Here is a 19,660-nt window from a genome sequence, read left to right as displayed (position 1 = left end):
TTTAATTCTTATGGGAAAGCAAGCCGGAATATTTACATTAATATGTTTCCTGCTTGCTTTTTGTGTTTATGGGCAAGAAGATTCTGTCCATACCAAATTTGCTGGAATTAGTTTTGGAGCCAGTATTCCAAGAACTGATTTAGAACCTACCTACAAAAAACCAGGTGTTCAATTTTCGGCATTTATGCAATTTACCCCCAATCGCTGGTTAAATATTGGGTTTAGGTTAAATGTGGGCGAAGTACAATCCGAAAATCGGGATGTTCGGTTTTTTGATCAGAGCGAGTTTCAAATTAATGATTTTGCCAAGTCTAATTACCAATCGCTACATGTAGAGCCTAGTTTTCATTTAATAAAAAAGCCCAATTACTCTGTATATTTATCTCAAGGTTTTGGTTTCTTAAGATTCTTGGTTTATGACCGTGAAGGCAATAATTTAGCTAATCAATTAAACAGTAGGGATCAAGGCGAGGATTATTCAAATTTCACGGTTTTATTGCCCACTACTTTGAATGCTTATTATTTTCTTTCCAATGACTTTGGTTTTCAATTTAGAACAGGTTGGTTGAATCCTCAAACTGATTATTTGGATAATATTTCCAATTTTGGCAACCCGGAGAATAATGATAATTTGTTTATTCTTCAATTTTCTATAATTAAACGTTTCACTTTAATTAAATCAGCAGATGAAAAGTAGTATATGTATAGTATTTGCAGTTTTGTTTTTGCTTTCATGTCAAGCAGATTCTGAAAAAGGGCAAGACAAGGAAATCAAGAGAATAGACAGACCTGAAGCTAGTATTTTAAAGGGCGTTTTTATTCCAGCAGATAAGGATATTTTTTATACATCTGGTTTGGTAAGCGAAGTGCTGAATCCGGATGCTCCAGCAGGGGACTATTCGAAATATGGTAATACTTACGAACAAAGTGTAGGGACGCTAAAACGAATTAAAGAGACCTTAAAAACAGAGGGTTATGACATGCAGGATGTCTTTTTTCTTAGAGTATATTTAGCTCCGGATGAAAGCGGGAAAATTGATTGGGATGCTTGGTTTAAAGCCTATGGAGAATACTTTAATAATGAAGAAAATCCCAATAAAGTTGCTCGTTCTACAATTGGGGTTTATAAATTAGCAAGGCCTGAACTTTTGGTGGAAGTTGAGGCTGTTGCGGCAAAATAAGCTATTTTAATTTCTCCTGGTTCCTTTCATACAGCACCTGCATAATCCCGTCCTTTAAACCACTATCAGGTACAATTATACTGGCTGACTTAGCCCAGCTCATGGCATTAATATAAATGTCCAATGCAGGAATGATTACATCTGCCCTGTCTGGATTCAATTGTAATTTGTTGATTCTTTCATCCATATCGAAACTTTTGATATAGGCCTGTGTTTCCTGTACTTTTTTTAAACTTATGGGTTTTCCAGCCTTTTTATTTACTAAATCTTGTACTTTATTGATGTTTCCGCCTGTTCCAATAGCGTGAATTTTCACTGATTTCTTTATCACTTTTTGTTCTATCCAATTTTTCATTTCGTCCCACATATGGTGGGAGCTATCTGTTTCTAGGTGCCTGACAGATCCAATTTGAAATGATTTTGACAATAGTTTCTCATTGTTTTGATAGAAATTGAATTCGGTACTACCTCCTCCAACATCAATATGTAGGTAAGCTTTTTCGTCCATATATGGAAATATGGCTTTATTGATCATATCAGCTTCCTTATCACCATCGATTATTTCTATTTCCAGATCCAATTCTGCTTTTACTTGGTCAATTAAATATTTCCCGTTTTCTGCTTCTCTAATTGCCGAGGTGGCGCAACCCATATAATCATCCACCTCATAAAGGTCAATTAAAATTTTAAAGGCATGCATTAATTTTAAAAATTTAACCTTAGAATGTTCGCTTATTCTGCCTGTAGTAAATACATCTTGCCCCAATCGTAAAGGAAAACGAACATATTCAAGCCTTTTAAAAGTGATTTTACCCTGATATAAAGTTACCCTTGTTAATTGAATTCTTATGGCATTTGAGCCAATATCAATAGCTGCTAGTTTTAACATACCCAAAAAAACAAAAAATTAGGCTGAATTGTATTTATTATTGGCATAATTTGGAATTGATTTATGTAATTTTTGTTTTGCTTACAATTATTTACATATATGAGATTTTCTAAAAATTTCTTTATATTTGTTATTGTTAAGTTTTTTATGAAAAAAGTCCTACTCATATCGATATTATTTTTCTGCGGTGCAGAAATATTTGCACAAAGCTTTTATTCCAATCGGATAAACAGACGTTGGATGGCCACGGGTGGATTTGGGTATGCAAGGTCTTTGGGTGATCTTACTAATCCTGGTTCCTATTTCGATACTCGACTCAATATAGTGGGAGGCTTGCAATACAGATTTACTAATAGAGTACAAGCAGGAGTTAATTTAATGGCTTTTCAGCTTTCTGGAGATGATCAAGAAATTGATCCTGAATTGAATACCAGATCTAGGGGCTTGTCTTTTGTTTCCAATAATTTGGAATTAAGTGCCAAAGCTTCTGTTTCACTTTTTCCTACTGCTAATCGTTTTACTCAAAGGAAATTGATAAATCCCTATTTAGTAGCCGGTGTTGGGGTTTTATTTTTTGATCCTAGAGCGGAAGTGCCTGATATTTTAAGAGACGAGGCAGGGGAAGCGATAATGGATGTTCCGAGAGCAGGAGAGATGGTCTCCCTTAGAAAATACCAAACTGAAAGACCTAATACTTATGGTCGGTTTGCCATGGTGATTCCAGTAGGTGTGGGAGTAAGAGTGAAAGTAACGGAATTTATAGATGTTACCGCTCAGGTAAGTAACCGTATAACTTTTACAGACTATTTGGATGACGTTAGCGGTGTAGGTGGTGACAAGGGAAGAGGCTATCCTGACAAAAATTTATTTGATTTAAACAATCCTGAAGATGTTACTGCTCTGGCTTTGTCAGATCCTACAGGACAAGGAGAAATAAGAGGTAATCCAGAAAGTGATGATTATTATTTGATTTTTAATGTAAGAGCTGAATTTTACATCCAAGGTGATATGTTAAATAGAATTTTTGGAGTTGGCGGAAAGCATTATAATATCAGACCAAACAGAGGAAGAGGCGGTTTATTTAATTTTGGAAACAAGAGAAGGTAAAAATAAAGGATTTTTGATAGCCCTTTAAATATTTTTTTGCTTCACTACCTGTATATTTAATATTAATCTAACTTCATCTCCTACAACAACACCGCCAGCCTCAGTAACTGCGTCATAGGTCAAACCAAATTCTTTTCTGTTGATTTTTCCGGAAATTTTAAATCCTGCTTTTTTCTGCCCATAACCATCGACAATAGAGCCACCAAAATCAACATCTAGGGTGATGTTATTGGTAGTATCTCTAATGCTTAAATCACCCGAAAGTTTATATTCGCCTCCATTTCGCGTTAATTTACCATTGGTAAATTTGATAAAAGGAAATTTTTCAGCATCAAAAAATTCCGGTGACCTTAAATGATTATCTCTATCTTCCACTTTTGTACTTACACTTGCAGCCTCTATCTGGAAATTTGCTGTCGCTCCATTGAAATCCTCAGTTTCAGATGATATTTCACCATCAAATCTGGTGAATTGGCCAGTAACGGATGATATCACTAGATATTTAATTCGAAATAATACCTCGCTGTGAATTGGATCAATACTCCATTTATTGGCCATAGCTTGATAATTTATAACTTTAAATATATGTATATACAATTAACGTAAATGTATTAAAATTGTTATTTTCCCCCGTTCAAGAATTAATTTTAAGCTTATACATAATATTAGCGGAGGTTATTAATACAATTATTAACTTGCGAATTCAATCAAGATTCTTTGGAGTATTCAAAATAAATACTGCAATTATCTTATAGTAGCCACCTGCGGAATCTAATTGAATTGAAAAGATTAGAGGGTATTTTGACCTGGTTTAAGTATATGAATTAATATTAATGAAAATAGCAGTAATAAAATATAATGCCGGCAATATTAAATCAGTAATGTTGGCATTAAAAAGATTGGGCTTAGAAGGAAACTTAACGGATAATCCTGATGAGATATTAAATGCAGATAGAGTGATATTCCCCGGACAGGGAGAAGCCAAATCTGCTATGAGATATTTAAAGGAAAGAGACTTAGATCAAGTAATTAAATCTATTGAGAAGCCATTTCTTGGCATCTGTCTGGGATTACAACTCTTATGTAGCCATTCAGAAGAAGGGGATACTGAATGCTTGGGAATATTTGATGCTAAAGTAAAGAAATTTACCAACGATTTGAAGGTACCCCATATGGGTTGGAATGTCGGGAGTTTATCCGAGGATATTATATTTAAAGACATAAAATCCCCAGCCTATTTCTATTTCGTCCATTCTTATTATGCAGAAATTTGTAAACAAACTATTTCTCAAACAGATTATATGGTAGCATTTAGCAATGTGTTGAAAAAAGACAATTTCTATGCTATTCAGCCACACCCGGAGAAAAGTGCAACTGCCGGGGAACAATTTTTAAAGAACTTTTTATTCGAATTATAAGATTATGCATATAATACCAGCCATTGATATTATAGATGGAAAATGCGTCCGACTTACCAAGGGCGACTACAATCAAAAAACAGAATATAATGACAATCCTTTAGAAGTTGCGCAAGAATTTGAAGCGGCCGGCATTCAAAGATTACATTTGGTGGATTTGGATGGGGCAAAAGCAAAAAAGGTAGTGAATTTGGATGTGCTTAAGTCTATTGCTGAAAATACCAATTTAACTATTGATTTTGGTGGAGGAGTTCAAAGTACTGAAGATTTGAAAGCCGTATTTGATGCTGGTGCCAATCAAATCACGGGTGGAAGTATAGCCGTTAAAAATGAAGCATTGTTTACCGAGTGGATTGAAGAATTTGGAGGTGAAAAGATCATATTGGGTGCAGATGTAAAAGGTGAGCAAATAGCCATTCATGGTTGGCAGGAAAGCTCCGAAAAACATATCTATGATTTTCTCGATCATTATTTAGCCAAAGGTTTGCGATATGTGATTTGTACGGATGTTTCAAAAGATGGTGCATTAGAAGGTACTTCTAATGAGTTATACCAAAATATCTTGGATAGATTTCCTTCTATAAATTTAATTGCAAGTGGGGGAGTAAGTAAGTTGGAAGATTTACAAATATTAGAAGGGATGGACATTTACGGGGCAATTGTGGGGAAGGCGATCTATGAGAAAAGAATAAACCTAAAAGATTTAAAGCAGTTTCAATAGATATGTTAACGAAAAGAATAATCCCATGTCTAGATATTAAAGATGGGCGTACAGTAAAAGGAGTGAATTTTGTAGAGCTTCGCGATGCTGGTGACCCTGTTGAATTAGCTAAGATTTATGCAGCAGAAGGTGCCGATGAATTGGTTTTTCTAGATATTACAGCAACCAATGAAAAACGTAAAACACTGATTGAACTGGTTGAAAAAGTTGCAGAAGCTATCAATATTCCATTTACAGTGGGCGGTGGAATTAGCACTGTAGAAGATGTTTCTGTGCTATTGGCAGCAGGAGCAGATAAAGTGTCCATAAATTCTGCGGCCGTTCGTAATCCACAAATTATCAAAGAGATGGCAGATGAATTTGGTTCTCAGTGTATAGTGGTGGCCGTAGATTCAAGGAAAGTGGGAAATAAAAATATTGTCCACACACATGGTGGCTCAAAACCTACGGAACTGGAAACGGAAACATGGATCAAAAAAGCTGTTGAGTTGGGAGCTGGTGAAATTCTTTTGACCTCCATGGATCATGATGGCACCAAAGCAGGTTTCGCTGATGAGCTATTGGCCAATATTTCCACTTTGGTAAATGTTCCGGTTATTGCTTCTGGTGGGGCAGGGGATATGCAACATTTTTATAATACCTTTACAAATGGGAAGTCTGATGCGGCTTTGGCGGCAAGTATTTTCCATTTTAAGGAAATTGGAATTCCAGAATTAAAAACTTATTTGAAGAATAAAAATATACCTACAAGAATCTAATTTTTGATATCACAAATATTTATTATTTGGTACTGAATATCAATCCTGATAGCTATCGGGACAAAATTTTCTTGATAAATTGCCAATAGACGCTATTTAATAATATAAGAATTATGCAAAAACCTGATTTTTCAAAAGGTGAAAATGGTTTGCTTCCAGCAGTCATTCAAGATTCCGTAACAGGCAAAGTGCTCATGTTGGGCTACATGAATGAAGAAGCAATGGAAAAAACAAAATCAACAGGAAAAGTAACTTTTTACAGTCGTTCCAAACAAAGATTGTGGACTAAAGGAGAATCATCGTCCAATTTTCTTCATTTGGTGGATATTGCATTGGATTGTGACCAGGATACTTTTTTAATTAAAGCTAAACCTGATGGTCCTACTTGCCACACAGGTGCAGATACTTGTTGGAATGAGAAAAATGAAAGTATTGGCTTTATTAATCAATTAGAGTCCATAATTGAGGACCGTAAAAATGGAAATAGTGAAAAATCCTATGTGAAGAGTTTATTTGACAAAGGGATAAACAAAATTGCTCAAAAAGTGGGGGAGGAAGCTGTAGAAGTAGTAATTGAAGCCAAGGATAATGATGAGGAATTGTTTCTGAATGAATCCGCTGATTTATTATTTCACTATTTGATTTTATTGCAGGCAAAAGGATATAAGCTACAAGATGTAGTCAAAATATTGGAAGGAAGACATCGTTAAGAATTAAAGCAAATGCTATGAAATTCAGGGGTTTATATTTTTTAATTGCTTTCTCAATTTCATTATTTTCTTGTGAAGAAGAAAACCTATCTTCTGATGATTGTGATTCAGTTTCAAAAATATGTACAGAGGAGTTTAGGAGTATTACATTGGAAATAGTTGATTTAGAAGGGGAACCTGTGATTTTAGATGACTTCTACACTTTCTTAGATTCTAGAAAAAAGTTTGAATTTACTTTAAATGAAATTCAAGAAGGTCAGGGAGTTTATCCTGTCCTTACTGATGCTGAAATGGACGAAATAGATAGGGAGGGTACCACTTTAATTTTTGTAGGAGAGAAAGATGGAAAAAATTTGGTTGAGCATCAAATGGTGATTGGACATGATTGCTGTCATGTTATATTAATCGAAGGGGATGACAAAATTGTAATAGAAGACGTATGAAAAATTTATTAATTATCTTTTGCTTTTTTTCATTGGCAGCTACTTGTCAAGATCAAAATAAATCGAATAAGGATAATCCTTGTGATCCTGATGTAATATGCACTATGGAATTTAGGGTCATAAAATTACAAATACAGGATAAAGATGGTAATCCTGTTCAATTAGATAGTTATTACACTGAATTTAAAGACTTTAATGTCACCATAGATGAAGAATTAACCCAGCTGGAGGAGGGTTTTTATCCTGTAGCTACTGATGGCGAAATGGATAGTGTATCATTTGAGGGAATGGAGGTTACTTTTATTGGCATTAGAAATGGATCCAAAGTAGTTAAGCATAAAATGATAATTGGTAAAGATTGCTGTCATATTCTATTGATAGATGGAAAGGAGAAAATAAAATTATAGTGAATATTTATTCCAATAAGGTTTAATTATCATAAATACATAAGTTTATATAATATTGGTTTAACTTTTAAATAAGTAGATTATTTTTTAACTTATGAGAAAGTTTATTTTTTTGTATGAAAAAGCCAATTTTTTTTGCTGTCATAGACGATCATACTATTTTCCTTAGAGGACTCGAAGAGTTAATCTCACAAAAATTTAAAAATTCTAACATTAACTGTTTTGATTCTATTTCTGAATTTAAGAAACGTAAATCAATTTTTCCGGAAATTGATTTGTTAATTTGTGACATAGAACTTCCTAGTGAAGATGTCTTTACTTTTTTTAATGAGCTAAGGGAATCCTATCCTAATATTCCTATTTTAGTCATTAGCATGCATAAGAAGTTATCAATTATCAAAAAATGTAAAGATTTTCAAATTGAGGGCTATTTATTAAAAGATGATGATGATTATTTGACTGAGGCAATAAATTCCATTTTAAAGGGACAACAATTTTACTCTCCTAGAATTGTTAGATTTTATAGCAAATATTCAAATCAATTAAATAATATTTCAGACAGGGAAGAGGAGATAATATTATTGATGGTGAAAGGATTTAGTAATTTGGAGATTTCAGATCACTTGTCAGTTGGTTTGGAGACTGTAAAAACACATAAAAGAAACATCCGAACTAAGCTTGGAATGCATGAACTAAGTGATATAATTAGTTATGCAAAGCAGAATTTTTTAGTGAAATGAGGCGATTCTTCATTTTATTCATGCTGATACCAAATATCTTGTGGTGTGCTGAACCTATTAATATAGCTCAAATTGAGGATATTTTTAAAATCTCGCAAAACTTTCAAACTTATTCAGATTACACGGATAATGCTAAAATTAATGATGTCAATACTTTTGATTGGCAAGGAGGGCAAGAAGCTAATTTAAATTTTGGTATAGCTGAACACCCTCAATGGATACATTTTGATATCCAAAATGTTAGTAATCATTCAATATCAAAATTTTTATATATTCCTTATCATCATATCGAGTATATGGATTTATTTGTTTTTAAGAAGGATAAAATAATCAAGAAGGTTAAAACTGGAACTGCCCGTCCGTATCATGATAAGGTAATTGAATCAACAGGCTATCCTTTTAAATTGGATTTGCAGCCAAATTCAACTTATCAGTTATATCTGAGGCTTGACCATCGCTATTTACCACTCAGAGCAAATTTATTTTTACTCTCTGAAAATAAAATGAGGGAAATTAATAATGATTATCAATCCTTAAAGTGGTTTTGGAAGGGCATTATGCTGTTTTCTATAATTTTATCTACAATACTGTTCTTTTTTATAAGAACTAGGTTATTTCTATATTATACTCTTTTACTTGTTGGGATTATACTTTTTGTAGGGGTAGAAACGGGTGACTTTTTTCTATTTCTGAATCAGGACAGTAGAAATTCCATAATAGATATAAAGCATTTGGGAAATATATTTGTAGTCTATTCTTTTCCAATGTTTTTAAATGCTTTAACCCCTATAAAAAAGCTGAACCCTAAAATGTGGAAATTCATGATGTATTTAGTAGGGGGCTTTTCCATTTTATTTATCTTAGTACTATTTGATCCAATCAAGGATACTAAAATCTTACTCATTATAACATATTATGCAATTTATGTTTCTGCCCTAATATTTGTTTTTCAATTGATATTTTTATTTCGAGCCGCCATTTTAAAGAAACCAAATGCTATTTTATTGTTGACGATCTATACATTCTACGTTACAGTTTTTTGGTTGACTAATACCTTTCCCAATTTAGGTGTAATTCAAAATGAAAATATAAATGTATATGCTATCCTATTGATCATGTCTATAGTTGAAATTTTCACTTTTCTTATACTTGTAGCAAGGGAGAATTATAAAATTTATAAAGAAAGAACCTCTTTAGTACAAGCTCAAAAATTACATCAAAGGAATTTACTGTTAGCAACAGTTGAAAGTCAGGAAAAAGAACGGAATTTGGTGGGCCGTGAACTTCATGATATGATTGGAGCTAATTTGGCTGTAGTAAAGCAACAAATTACCAAAGAGAATCAGTATTTGAGGAGCCTTCTACAACATACTGTTGATACGGTCAGAAATTTGAGTCATGGTTTAATTACCCCTCAATTAAAAAACAAAGATTTACAATTTGAGATAAAAGAGCTCTGTATTCTTTCCTCTAATAAAAATATAAAATTCATAAGTCATTTCCATGGTTGGGAATTTTATAATCCATCTGGTGAAGTCACCCTCCATATTTTTAGGATTGTTCAAGAATTAATACAAAATGCCATTAAGCATAGTGAAGCTAGTACTGTTAGTTTTCAATTTTTCTGTTCTGAAGATGGGATTAAGATTCAATATGAGGATGACGGTATTGGATTTGAATTAAAAGCAGCGGAAAAGGGAATAGGGCTTTTAAATATCCAAAATAGGATAAAACTTCTTAATGGAGAACTCAAAATAGATGATAAAAGTCATAAAAAAGGAGTTTTAATTCAAATATTAATCAGATAGATTATAATATATGATCAAAAATTAAATAATACCTCATAAGAGGTATAAGGAAAGCATTAAATTTTTGAATATTTACAATAGTAATTTAAAATAAAAATTTAGTGTATAATGCGTTTATTTTACAAGTCTCTTCTTAGTATTTTTTTAATTATAAATACTGTTCTTATTGTCAAGGCTCAAGATTACGAGCTAAATGAAAACTTCAATAGCAATGTGGGTGCTGGGTTTACCGGAGGGTCTCCAAATGTTGTGTTAATGGATTCGAATGGAAAGTACATTGTAGCAGGTGATTTTACAGGCTACAATGGAACCGCTAGAGAAGGTTTGGTCAGATTGAATGCTGATGGAACCTTAGATACAGGTTTTGGCGATTTAAGTGCTACTTTTTCTGGTACTAGCATAACTGATATGGAAATAGATGCTAGTGATAATATTTATATTTCAGGAACATTTACCGATGAAGTTTTAAAAATAGATAATACTGGTAATATTGATGGGGGATTTAATTTCAGTCGGACCAATTTATCTGCTGGAGGCACCATTCAAGAATTAGGTTTGGATGAACAATTAAGCAAGCTATATATTGGTCAAGAAGTAAGCGGTGATGTCGAAATTGCTCAGCACTTGAGTTCCACAGGTGCAGAGGACAATGATTTTTCAGTAAGAACACTTACTGGGACCAGTGCAGCTGTTAAGGACATAGCGGTTGACAATAATAATGATGTATATATTGTTGGGAGATTTAATTCAGTTGGAATTTTCAGTCCGATTAATATTGCCAGATTTGATTACTTGACTGGAGATTTTGATCAAAATTTTGTCCCTGATTATGCTCAACATGTTATTAGTTCAAGACCAATTATACAAATTGAAATTAATAATAATGGAGATGTTTATACCATTCAAAATACATCTAGTGCTGGCGTTGTTTTTGTAAAATATCAATCTGATGGTTCCTATGTAGATGATAATTTTGTTTCTACGACTGGAACTGCTCCAGTGGAATTGACAGATTTGAAAGTAGCTGATAATGATGATTACTTTTTCATTTCAGGAGAATTTGGTGTTGTCTATGGTGATCCAGCAACCTTATCAAAAACTGACTTTTTTGTAGGTAATAATTTTGAAAGCAGTACCACTTCAAATGTAAAAAGTATTCTATATAATGAAACACTTGATGAATTTATTGCAGTAGGGGATTTTGATATTTATGGAGGAAAAACTGCTAACACCATCGCCAAGTTAGAAAATTGTAGTAACATCACAATTGACCAACAACCTACAAATACAACTAAATGCGTAGGGGAGTCTGCTCAGCTAACTGTACAAGCTACCGGTACAAATCTTACTTACCAATGGCAGGAAAACACCAATGGAGGATCTGGTTTATATACAGATATTCCTGAAGGTGGAAAGTACAGTAATACTACCTCAAATATTTTAACAATTAGTAATATAGATTTTACAGAAGGGCATAGGTACCGTGTGATTATTTCAGATGCAGATTGTAATAGTACATCAGAGGACGTAAGACTATTTGTAGCGGAGAATCCTACTTTTGATACTTCACCTGCTGATGTTACGGCATGTCAATATGATGATGGTGTTGAATTTACATTCACTATTTCCGGTAATACGCAAAATTTACAATGGCAAGTGAAGTCAACTGATGAAGAAGGATTTGTGGATTTAAGTAATAATTTTACTTATACAGGTGCTAACAGCTTTACTCTCAAAGTGGACAATATAAATATTGAAATGAATGGAAATCAGTATAGAGTAATTGCGGGAGGTTGTGAAACAGAGGTTATTTCTGATCCTGCTACGCTAACAGTTAATCCTGCACCAGATTTTGCAATTGATTCAGGTAGTGAAGTTGCTCTGTGTGATAGTGGTGATATCAGTTTAACGGCTACATCAACTAATGCAAACCTGACATATCGCTGGCAAATTTATAATTTAAACACCACAAACTATGAAGACTTAGCCAATGGAGGTATCTACAGTGGTGTTAATACTGAGACACTTCAGATCACAGGCGCAGATAATTCGATGGAACATATTAATAGCAGTGGAACAGTGTTCTATAAATGTGTTGCTACAAATTCAAATACCAATTGCGAAGGGGAAGCTTCAACTAGATTAATTATTGTAGATAGTGAGCCATCAAGAAACAGAATCACTCGACAACCAACTAATGTGACTGAATGTGATACTAATGGATCTGGTAGATCTGTTGGCTTTAGTCTTGAAGCTGATTTAGAGAATGGTGAAATGCTTCAGTGGCAGGTGGATTCTTTAGATGGTAACGGATTTATAGATTTAGATGGAAGAAATAATACTTCTTTTACTTTCACTGCCCATAAAGAATTTAGTGATATACAATATCGAGCAGTAGTATTACCATGTAATGTAGTTTCCGATACAGTACAAGCTATTATTGATGAATTTCCAGAGATCACTATCAGTGGAGATATTGAGGCCTGTGAAAATACAGAATCTATGTTTGTGGTAGATTCTGATCAAGCTAACGTAAGCTATCAATGGGAATATTTCGATTCCAATTCATTCATAAAAGTGACAGAAGATAATAGTCATTCTGGAGCTAAAAATGATACTTTAAATATTACGAATAACAGTGGAGCTATGAATAGATTGTATCGTTGCGTGGTCACTAGTGAGAATGGCTTATGTGAAAAAACTTCTCAAAGTGTCAGGCTAATTATATATAGCGATCCTAATTTCAACGTTTCTAAAAGTACAGGGAACCTTACGGTTTGTGAGGACAGTGATTATGCTAGAATAGATAGATCACTGAGTAATTATGATGGAATAAATTCCAATTTCTTTAATTACCAATGGCAAGTTTCAAGTGATGGGACAGCTTTTTCAGATTTAACAAATGATATGTTCTATTCAGGAACTTCTGAGCGAGTTTTGAGTATAGATTCAGCTGCATTAGATTTAGATTCAAACTATTATAGATTATCTATTACGGGTTGTTCATCGAACTTCTATTCTGACACTTCACGATTATTCATTGAAGAAGCCCCCTCTATTACAGCCCAACCAGAAGATCAAATAATTTGTTTTCAGCAGGATGAAGAAGCTGTTTTTACTGTAGGTACTCAAGGAGACAATATTAATATTCTTTGGGAACGTTCTGAAACAATAGATGGTAGCTATTCTGCCTTCAGCAGTGAGGATACACTCAAATTAGATGGTAATGATAATTCAAATATGAATTTAGACGGTTCTTATTTTAGAGCTGTTGTAACTAACGGTAATAATTGTAATCAGTCTGCCACGAGTGATACAGTTCAATTTATTATGAATGAAGTAACCTTATTGCAAGGCCCGCTTTCGGAAGTTGATATAATAGGGAATTTACTTTGTCTTGAGAGCGAGACATATTTATATGTAAATACAAGAGGAGAATCATTAAATTATCAATGGCAAGTGGACGAAGGAAATGGTTTTGTCGATCTTGCTGAAAGTGAGATCTATTCTTCAGTAAACGATGATACTTTAATGTTTATAGTAACAGATGAAAATCTGAATTTTAACTATCAATGTATAATAAGCGGACAGTGTGAATCAATAACCACTTCAGATGTTAATATTTCAGGTAGCGTAGTTCAATCTGATATCCCAATAATAGAATCTAATAGGTTGGAAAATGGAGATGTAGAGCTTTTTGTTCAGAACATACCTTACAATAGTTTAATTTGGTACGATGAGGATGGAAATCAATTATCCATACAAGAGCGACCATTGGTCAACTCAACAGGTATTTATTCTGTTGAAGCTATCTTAAATGGATGTGGGTTTATGTCTGAGCCTTTTGAAGTTACTGAAACAATTTTATCTGTTCAGGATGCTTTTAATACTAAATTATATCCTAATCCTGTTGCGAATCGACTGAAAGTTGATTTAGGAAATATTAAGCACGGAACTACTAAAATTATGATTTATGAAGCGAATGGTACTTTAATTCAAAGTGATGAAAATAGAACTCAAAATGTTTCAATAGATGTAAGCCATCTTAAAAAAGGGATGTATTTCTTGATCCTGCAAAGTCAACGAGGAACTGTAAAACGTAAATTTATTAAGGAATAAATTCGATTAGGGAGGCTCTTAAGATGAGCCTCTTTTTTTTACTCAAAAAAAATGGCAATTTCATTCAATCCTTTTCTTTCAAGCTTAGGCACATAAGTCTCCTCCGCAGGAAATCCAACAGGTAACAGCAAATAGGGTCTTTCGTTTTTGGGTCTTTCCAAAATTTCAGATAGAAAATTCATAGGACTTGGAGTGTGGGTTAAAGTGGCTAATCCGGCTTGATGAATTGCGGAGATCAAAAATCCACAAGCTATCCCGACAGATTCATTTACATAATAATTGGTTTTCTTTTGCCCTTCTTCCTCATCATAGATTTTTTTAAAAACTACTATGATATAGGGAACTCTTTCCAAAAAGGGTTTTTCCCAATCCGTGCCTATGGGCTCTAAATCTTTTAACCATTGATCGCTCATTCGGCTGTCATAACTTTCTTTTTCTTCTGCTTCCGCAGCAATCCTTATTTTCTTTTTTAATGCTGGATTAGATATAATACAAAATGTCCAAGGCTGTTTGTGAGCACCTGATGGAGCTGTGGATGCAGTTTTAACGATGTTTTCAATTACTTCTTTGGGAATGTCTTGGTCAGAGAATTCACGAACTGACCTTCTTTTATCCATTGATAAGTAGAAATCCTCACATACTTTTTGAATTGTTGCCAAATTAGGCTTTTGGTGGTTTAATTTGATATGAGGATATCCTTTTATTAATTTTTCTTTCATAATGGCATTTCCTTTAAAGCCCTTTCCAAATCTTCGGGGGAGTCAATTCCAATAGTTTCTATGGGGGTAATTGCGGTTCTTATTCTATATCCGTTTTCTATCCATCTTAATTGTTCCAAAGATTCAGCTAATTCCAAAGGGGTTGGTGAAAGGGTTACTAATTTTGCCAAAATGTCAACTCTATATGCATAAATACCGATATGTTTATAGTGTTGATGACTTTTCATCCAGTCTTCAGTAGGGATATTACGCATGTGGGGAATAGGAGACCTAGAGAAATATAAAGCTAAACCGCTATCGGCTTTAAGAGCCTTTATGACATTAGGATTTTTTAAATCTTCTAGATCATCAATATTTTTAATTAAAGTAGCAATTTCTGTCTTTCTGTTTAGAATACCCGCTAAAAGTTCTATCTGCTGTGGGTCTATAAAAGGCTCATCTCCTTGAATATTAATAACAAAATCAAAACTTCCTTCCACTAGTTTTAATGCTTCATGGCATCGCTCTGTTCCATTTTTATGGTCTGGGCTTGTCATATAAACTTCATGGCCTAAGTCTTTAACATGATTGAAAATGCGTTCATCATCCGTAGCTACTATGACTTTTTTCAGCGCCTTGCTTTTCTTGCACTGCTCCACCACTCTTTGAATCATGGTTTTACCCCCTATATCAATTAATGGCTTCCCGGGAAATCTGGTTGAGGCATATCTTGCAGGGATGATTCCAATTATGTCCATATTTTCTTAGTTTTCAGCTTTTTTTACTTTTAAACTCGTTCCACTTTCATCTACTACCACTATTTTTTCTCCTTGTTCTAAATACTCTCCTCTCGTATGCGCATCGTACAATTCCCCCTCAATTTCTACTTTTCCGCTTGGTCTTAGAACCGAAAATACCTCTCCGGTTTTACCAGCCATTCCAGCGGCTATAAATCGAGAAGAATACCCTTCAGTCTTTGATTGAACTCCTTGTAATGCAACTCTTTTAAAGAATTTGCTATTGGTTAAACGTACTCCCCCGATAAACATTAAAATTATGCTTCCAAATAATCCAGTTAGAGTGGTCAATAAAGCCCTGGTTATATTTTCACTTGGCACAAATTCGAAATCAAACATTTCATTATTTAGCATCATAAATACCAAGGAACCTAAAGTCAGTATCAATCCTAAAATTCCAAAAATGCCAAATCCTGGGATAACGAAAACTTCGATGGCTATTAATACCAATCCTATTATAAAGGCCAGTATCTCCCAGTTTTCTGCAAATCCGTTCAAATAATATGGCACCAAATACAATACTAAGGCTATAATGGAGGCCATAATTGGAAATCCAACACCAGGCGTTTGTAATTCGAAATATATTCCCCCTATGATGATAAGGATTAAAATTCCGCTAATAAATGGATTGATAAAAAAGGAAATGATTGATTCTGTAGTACTTGTTTTAAATCGATGAACTTTAGTGGCATCTAAATTCAAATGCGTTAATAATTCGGTGGTGCTATTGAATTGGCCTTCACAAAAATTGTTTTTTATTGCTTCTGATGTTGAAAAGGTAATTACCTCTCCTGCTTTTGTGATCCCTTCAATTTCTAGTTTTTCATCCACCATTGCTTCTGCTATTTGTGGATTCCGACCTTTGGCTTCTGCCGTTGATCTCATGATAGAACGCATGTAGGATTGATACTTATCTGGTGCTGCCTCACCTGATTGATTTACAACTGTGGCCGCGCCTATACTTCCACCGGGGGCCATATAAATGCTATCGCAAGCAATTGAGATTAATGCACCAGCAGAGGCAGCATTATTATCAATAAAAACATAGACTGGAATATCCAAATTTAATAGGGCGGATCGTATCTCATCTGCATCGTATAATGCTCCGCCATAAGTGTTCATTTCAATTATGATATGTGTGGATTCCCTGTTTTTGGCTTCTTGTAGAGCAATATCAACGTAACGTTTGGTTCTGGCATCAATCTGATCTTTGATTTCCATAATGAATACTTCTTGCTTGGTGGATAGGGTGTCAGCAAAAATTGGAAATTGAATAATATTGAGTAAAAATAAAATTAAGGCTGTTTTTTTCATGTAATAAAATTATGCATTCAATTTAAGAGAATAGTATTTAAGCAACAATAATAAGCAACGACATTTTTTAAATTTTCTATAAAGTACATATTAAAATAGATTTAATTAATAAACGGTTACTTTTATAATCCGTAAAACAAAATCACGTTTTCTTTTATGATTTGAGAATTAAAAACCCAAATTTATTTTACTTATCATTACATAATAACCATTTTTGTAAAGCAATCGGATACCTTTAAAGCATGAAGATAAAAATTTCATTCATCAGTTTATTTTTCTTATTAATGAGCTCGTTAGGAGTTAATGCTTCTACAGTTGATTCTGTTGGGATAAAAGTTATTGACGGGAAAAAATATATCATCCATAAATTGGAGCCTAAAGAAACGCTTTACTCATTGGGGAAACGTTACCATGTTTCAGTAGCGGAAATCCAAGAGGTGAACCCTCAAGAGAAGGATGGCTATAAAATCGATCAAATTGGTCGAGAATTGTTGATTCCTTACAAAGAAGAAGAGTTTGCTTCTTCATCTGGAGTATCTACGCAAAAGCCCGATGGAAAGCAGCATATAGTTAATGCTGGAGAAACCATCTATTCTATTTCAAAACAATATAATGTCAGTCAAGATGATATCATGAAATGGAATGATTTAGAATCAACCACTTTAGATATTGGACAAAAATTATGGGTCAGTAATCCTGCTAGATTCCCTTCAGGTGATAAAAAACAAGATAGTGAAAAAGAAATTGTGCAAAAAGAAGAAGTAGTGCATGTAGTGGATTTAGGGGAAACTATTTACAGTATTTCTAAACAATATGGGGTTACACAAAGTGAAATCATTGAATTAAATGATTTAAAAGACAATAATATAGCCGTTGGACAAAAATTAATTGTGAAAACGGAATCAAAACAGGAAAAAGAGGAGGAAATAGAACAGCCTAAAAATCAATATCAGACGCCAAGTGTTCAGACTTTTCATAATGCTAAAAAAGGAGAGACTTATGAAAAAGTAGCTAAAATTTATGGCTTGCAAGCATCGAAACTTAAGAAATGGAATAAATTTAAAGAACCATTTGTTGGAGGGGAAGTAATTAAAATTGTGCCTCCTGAAATTGAAAAAGAAAAATCAGCTGATCTAGAAAAGGAAGAAAATAGTACGGATTCAGTTGATAAATCTAGGATACATACTGTTCAGTCTGGTGAAACTTTATATAGCCTGTCCGAAAAATACGGAGTTGAAGTGGAGGACTTAAGAAAATGGAACAGCCTTGATAATTATCAAATTAGCAAAGGACAAAAATTATACATTCAAAATCCTGATGCATTAATGGCCGATGTTGAAATAGACGATGCTAAAAATGATGAAAAGCCTGTTTTTGAATCAACTAAGCCTAAAACATCAGAAAATCCACAAAAACAAGATACTAAAGCTTACTTTACTGTGGAGGAAGATGATATGCCTAAAATTGATAAAATCAAAGAAAAAGGCGTTGCGGAAGTAATTGAAGGTTCTGAGGGTACTGAAAAGTATTTAGCACTACATAGAACTGCTAAAATCGGTACCATTATGCAGGTGCGTAATGATTTGAATGATCAGATCGTTTTTGTAAGGGTTTTAGGCAAATTACCCAACACGGGTGTAGATGAAAAAGTAGTGATCAGGATTTCTAAAAAGGCTTTTGAAAAACTAGGTGGTGTAGATTATAAATTCCCAGTTGAAATCAGTTATCTTCCATTGAAGGATTGATAATGAAGCATTTTGAGGAAGTAAAATCCTTGCTGGATGAAAAGTATGATTTGTATAATCGTCCTGATTTTATTGCAGATGATCCAGTTAGTATTCCACATTTATTCACGAAAAAGCAGGATATAGAAATAGCTGGTTTTTTTGCTTCCATTTTGGCTTGGGGTCAGCGAAAGACCATCATCAATAAATGCAAGGAATTGATGGCCATGATGGGCAATAGACCTCATGAGTTTATCTTAAATCATTCAGATCATGACTTGAAAGATTTAATGCATTTCAAGCATAGAACTTTTAATGATATTGACACCCTTTATTTTATTCATTTCTTTAAAGCACTTTATCAAAAGCATGATAGTTTAGAGGAAGCATTCCTTTTAGGCAGATCATCTGAGAACGAATTCATGAAAGAAAGCTTAATTTCCTTTCATCATTTCTTTTTTGAATCGGATTTAGCCCCACAACGCACTCGAAAACATATTGCTACTCCTGAAAGGAAATCTGCTTGTAAAAGAATTAATATGTTCTTAAGGTGGATGGTCAGACAAGATGATAGGGGAGTTGATTTCGGTATCTGGCATCAAATTAAACCTGCAGATTTAATTTGCCCTTGCGACTTGCATGTCGATAGGGTAGCTCGGAAATTAGGTTTAATCCAAAGAAAACAAACCGATTGGCAAACCGCAGAAGAACTAACCCAAGTTTTAAGAAAAATGGATGCTAATGACCCGGTTAAATATGATTTTGCACTTTTTGGGTTGGGGATAATGGAGGGGTATGGGAAGTAATTACGAATTAGGAATTTTAG

19 protein-coding genes are annotated in these 19,660 nt (G+C 33.8%); 14 read left to right on the top strand and 5 right to left on the bottom strand.

The features are described from left to right. Positions 1 to 10 precede the first annotated feature (10 nt). The gene (locus ACFE0M_RS07240) at positions 11 to 697 is read left to right on the top strand and encodes a hypothetical protein (protein WP_434545083.1); all 687 of its coding nucleotides are present in this window, start codon (positions 11 to 13) and stop codon (positions 695 to 697) included. Continuing rightward, positions 687 to 1,181 (top strand): RidA family protein, encoded by a 495-nt coding sequence (locus ACFE0M_RS07235; RefSeq protein ID WP_434545082.1) that lies wholly within the window; start codon positions 687 to 689, stop codon positions 1,179 to 1,181. The genes ACFE0M_RS07240 and ACFE0M_RS07235 overlap by 11 nt, the downstream gene beginning before the upstream one ends. Position 1,182: 1 nt before the next feature. Here ACFE0M_RS07235 and ACFE0M_RS07230 read toward each other — a convergent pair whose 3' ends face one another. Beyond that, on the bottom strand, positions 1,183 to 2,070 hold the full coding sequence (locus tag ACFE0M_RS07230; protein ID WP_434545081.1) for a Ppx/GppA phosphatase family protein: 888 nt from the start codon (positions 2,068 to 2,070) through the stop codon (positions 1,183 to 1,185). Positions 2,071 to 2,217: 147 nt separating this feature from the next. On the opposite strand from ACFE0M_RS07230, the gene ACFE0M_RS07225 reads away from it, so the two are divergent. Beyond that, positions 2,218 to 3,177 (top strand): hypothetical protein, encoded by a 960-nt coding sequence (locus tag ACFE0M_RS07225; RefSeq protein WP_434545080.1) that lies wholly within the window; start codon positions 2,218 to 2,220, stop codon positions 3,175 to 3,177. 24 nt (positions 3,178 to 3,201) lie between these two features. Here the strand turns inward: ACFE0M_RS07225 and ACFE0M_RS07220 are convergent, their stop codons facing one another. Next, on the bottom strand, positions 3,202 to 3,735 hold the full coding sequence (locus tag ACFE0M_RS07220; protein WP_434545079.1) for a YceI family protein: 534 nt from the start codon (positions 3,733 to 3,735) through the stop codon (positions 3,202 to 3,204). Between the two features lie 275 nt (positions 3,736 to 4,010). Between ACFE0M_RS07220 and hisH the strand changes: the two genes are divergently transcribed. The 9 genes from hisH (at position 4,011) to ACFE0M_RS07175 (ending at position 14,301) form a co-directional block, all read left to right on the top strand. Beyond that, the gene (gene hisH, locus ACFE0M_RS07215; RefSeq protein ID WP_434545078.1) at positions 4,011 to 4,595 is read left to right on the top strand and encodes an imidazole glycerol phosphate synthase subunit HisH; all 585 of its coding nucleotides are present in this window, start codon (positions 4,011 to 4,013) and stop codon (positions 4,593 to 4,595) included. Positions 4,596 to 4,599: 4 nt separating this feature from the next. Continuing rightward, positions 4,600 to 5,316, top strand: a complete 717-nt coding sequence (gene hisA / locus ACFE0M_RS07210; protein WP_434545077.1) for a 1-(5-phosphoribosyl)-5-[(5-phosphoribosylamino)methylideneamino]imidazole-4-carboxamide isomerase — start codon at positions 4,600 to 4,602, stop codon at positions 5,314 to 5,316. 2 nt (positions 5,317 to 5,318) lie between these two features. Continuing rightward, complete coding sequence (gene hisF, locus ACFE0M_RS07205; protein WP_434545076.1) at positions 5,319 to 6,074, top strand: imidazole glycerol phosphate synthase subunit HisF; 756 nt, start codon at positions 5,319 to 5,321, stop codon at positions 6,072 to 6,074. Between the two features lie 113 nt (positions 6,075 to 6,187). Further along, positions 6,188 to 6,784, top strand: a complete 597-nt coding sequence (hisIE, locus tag ACFE0M_RS07200) for a bifunctional phosphoribosyl-AMP cyclohydrolase/phosphoribosyl-ATP diphosphatase HisIE (RefSeq protein ID WP_434545075.1) — start codon at positions 6,188 to 6,190, stop codon at positions 6,782 to 6,784. A gap of 17 nt (positions 6,785 to 6,801) precedes the next feature. After that, positions 6,802 to 7,227: a hypothetical protein gene (locus tag ACFE0M_RS07195; RefSeq protein WP_434545074.1), complete on the top strand. Its 426-nt coding sequence runs from the start codon at positions 6,802 to 6,804 to the stop codon at positions 7,225 to 7,227. Next, positions 7,224 to 7,634, top strand: a complete 411-nt coding sequence (locus ACFE0M_RS07190; protein WP_434545073.1) for a hypothetical protein — start codon at positions 7,224 to 7,226, stop codon at positions 7,632 to 7,634. Before ACFE0M_RS07195 ends, ACFE0M_RS07190 begins: the two co-directional genes overlap by 4 nt. Positions 7,635 to 7,750: 116 nt before the next feature. After that, entirely contained in the window at positions 7,751 to 8,374 is a 624-nt protein-coding gene (locus tag ACFE0M_RS07185) for a response regulator (RefSeq protein WP_434545072.1), read from the top strand. Continuing rightward, positions 8,371 to 10,182: a sensor histidine kinase gene (locus ACFE0M_RS07180; RefSeq protein ID WP_434545071.1), complete on the top strand. Its 1,812-nt coding sequence runs from the start codon at positions 8,371 to 8,373 to the stop codon at positions 10,180 to 10,182. The genes ACFE0M_RS07185 and ACFE0M_RS07180 overlap by 4 nt, the downstream gene beginning before the upstream one ends. Positions 10,183 to 10,290: 108 nt before the next feature. After that, positions 10,291 to 14,301 carry a T9SS type A sorting domain-containing protein gene (locus tag ACFE0M_RS07175; protein WP_434545070.1) on the top strand — a complete coding sequence of 1,337 codons (4,011 nt, stop codon included), beginning with the start codon at positions 10,291 to 10,293 and terminating at the stop codon, positions 14,299 to 14,301. A 38-nt stretch (positions 14,302 to 14,339) separates the two neighbouring features. Here the strand turns inward: ACFE0M_RS07175 and ACFE0M_RS07170 are convergent, their stop codons facing one another. The 3 genes from ACFE0M_RS07170 to ACFE0M_RS07160 are packed head-to-tail and all read right to left on the bottom strand — an operon-like array spanning position 14,340 to position 17,110. Next, a complete protein-coding gene (locus ACFE0M_RS07170; protein ID WP_434545069.1) occupies positions 14,340 to 15,020 on the bottom strand; it encodes a nitroreductase family protein in 681 nt (226 codons plus the stop codon). Next, positions 15,017 to 15,757, bottom strand: a complete 741-nt coding sequence (kdsB, locus tag ACFE0M_RS07165; RefSeq protein WP_434545068.1) for a 3-deoxy-manno-octulosonate cytidylyltransferase — start codon at positions 15,755 to 15,757, stop codon at positions 15,017 to 15,019. The genes ACFE0M_RS07170 and kdsB overlap by 4 nt, the downstream gene beginning before the upstream one ends. Positions 15,758 to 15,763: 6 nt before the next feature. Beyond that, positions 15,764 to 17,110 carry an NfeD family protein gene (locus ACFE0M_RS07160; protein ID WP_434545067.1) on the bottom strand — a complete coding sequence of 449 codons (1,347 nt, stop codon included), beginning with the start codon at positions 17,108 to 17,110 and terminating at the stop codon, positions 15,764 to 15,766. A gap of 242 nt (positions 17,111 to 17,352) precedes the next feature. On the opposite strand from ACFE0M_RS07160, the gene ACFE0M_RS07155 reads away from it, so the two are divergent. Further along, positions 17,353 to 18,855: a LysM peptidoglycan-binding domain-containing protein gene (locus ACFE0M_RS07155; RefSeq protein ID WP_434545066.1), complete on the top strand. Its 1,503-nt coding sequence runs from the start codon at positions 17,353 to 17,355 to the stop codon at positions 18,853 to 18,855. Between the two features lie 2 nt (positions 18,856 to 18,857). Further along, positions 18,858 to 19,640 carry a TIGR02757 family protein gene (locus ACFE0M_RS07150; protein WP_434545065.1) on the top strand — a complete coding sequence of 261 codons (783 nt, stop codon included), beginning with the start codon at positions 18,858 to 18,860 and terminating at the stop codon, positions 19,638 to 19,640. Positions 19,641 to 19,660: the final 20 nt, after the last annotated feature.

The organism is Marivirga sp. (assembly GCF_051117495.1).
Taxonomy (GTDB): domain Bacteria; phylum Bacteroidota; class Bacteroidia; order Cytophagales; family Cyclobacteriaceae; genus Marivirga.
This window is presented reverse-complemented; position numbering and strand designations above follow the sequence as displayed.

What these genes read in the sequence shown, in the direction of transcription:
- ACFE0M_RS07160 (WP_434545067.1), bottom strand. Translation starts at nt 17,110, where the DNA reads ATGAAAAAAACAGCCTTAATTTTATTTTTACTCAATATTATTCAATTT.
- ACFE0M_RS07240 (WP_434545083.1), top strand. Translation starts at nt 11, where the DNA reads ATGGGAAAGCAAGCCGGAATATTTACATTAATATGTTTCCTGCTTGCT.
- ACFE0M_RS07185 (WP_434545072.1), top strand. Translation starts at nt 7,751, where the DNA reads ATGAAAAAGCCAATTTTTTTTGCTGTCATAGACGATCATACTATTTTC.
- ACFE0M_RS07230 (WP_434545081.1), bottom strand. Translation starts at nt 2,070, where the DNA reads ATGTTAAAACTAGCAGCTATTGATATTGGCTCAAATGCCATAAGAATT.
- ACFE0M_RS07170 (WP_434545069.1), bottom strand. Translation starts at nt 15,020, where the DNA reads ATGAAAGAAAAATTAATAAAAGGATATCCTCATATCAAATTAAACCAC.
- hisF (WP_434545076.1), top strand. Translation starts at nt 5,319, where the DNA reads ATGTTAACGAAAAGAATAATCCCATGTCTAGATATTAAAGATGGGCGT.
- hisA (WP_434545077.1), top strand. Translation starts at nt 4,600, where the DNA reads ATGCATATAATACCAGCCATTGATATTATAGATGGAAAATGCGTCCGA.
- ACFE0M_RS07155 (WP_434545066.1), top strand. Translation starts at nt 17,353, where the DNA reads ATGAAGATAAAAATTTCATTCATCAGTTTATTTTTCTTATTAATGAGC.
- hisIE (WP_434545075.1), top strand. Translation starts at nt 6,188, where the DNA reads ATGCAAAAACCTGATTTTTCAAAAGGTGAAAATGGTTTGCTTCCAGCA.
- ACFE0M_RS07225 (WP_434545080.1), top strand. Translation starts at nt 2,218, where the DNA reads ATGAAAAAAGTCCTACTCATATCGATATTATTTTTCTGCGGTGCAGAA.
- hisH (WP_434545078.1), top strand. Translation starts at nt 4,011, where the DNA reads ATGAAAATAGCAGTAATAAAATATAATGCCGGCAATATTAAATCAGTA.
- ACFE0M_RS07235 (WP_434545082.1), top strand. Translation starts at nt 687, where the DNA reads ATGAAAAGTAGTATATGTATAGTATTTGCAGTTTTGTTTTTGCTTTCA.
- ACFE0M_RS07190 (WP_434545073.1), top strand. Translation starts at nt 7,224, where the DNA reads ATGAAAAATTTATTAATTATCTTTTGCTTTTTTTCATTGGCAGCTACT.
- ACFE0M_RS07220 (WP_434545079.1), bottom strand. Translation starts at nt 3,735, where the DNA reads ATGGCCAATAAATGGAGTATTGATCCAATTCACAGCGAGGTATTATTT.
- kdsB (WP_434545068.1), bottom strand. Translation starts at nt 15,757, where the DNA reads ATGGACATAATTGGAATCATCCCTGCAAGATATGCCTCAACCAGATTT.
- ACFE0M_RS07180 (WP_434545071.1), top strand. Translation starts at nt 8,371, where the DNA reads ATGAGGCGATTCTTCATTTTATTCATGCTGATACCAAATATCTTGTGG.
- ACFE0M_RS07175 (WP_434545070.1), top strand. Translation starts at nt 10,291, where the DNA reads ATGCGTTTATTTTACAAGTCTCTTCTTAGTATTTTTTTAATTATAAAT.
- ACFE0M_RS07195 (WP_434545074.1), top strand. Translation starts at nt 6,802, where the DNA reads ATGAAATTCAGGGGTTTATATTTTTTAATTGCTTTCTCAATTTCATTA.
- ACFE0M_RS07150 (WP_434545065.1), top strand. Translation starts at nt 18,858, where the DNA reads ATGAAGCATTTTGAGGAAGTAAAATCCTTGCTGGATGAAAAGTATGAT.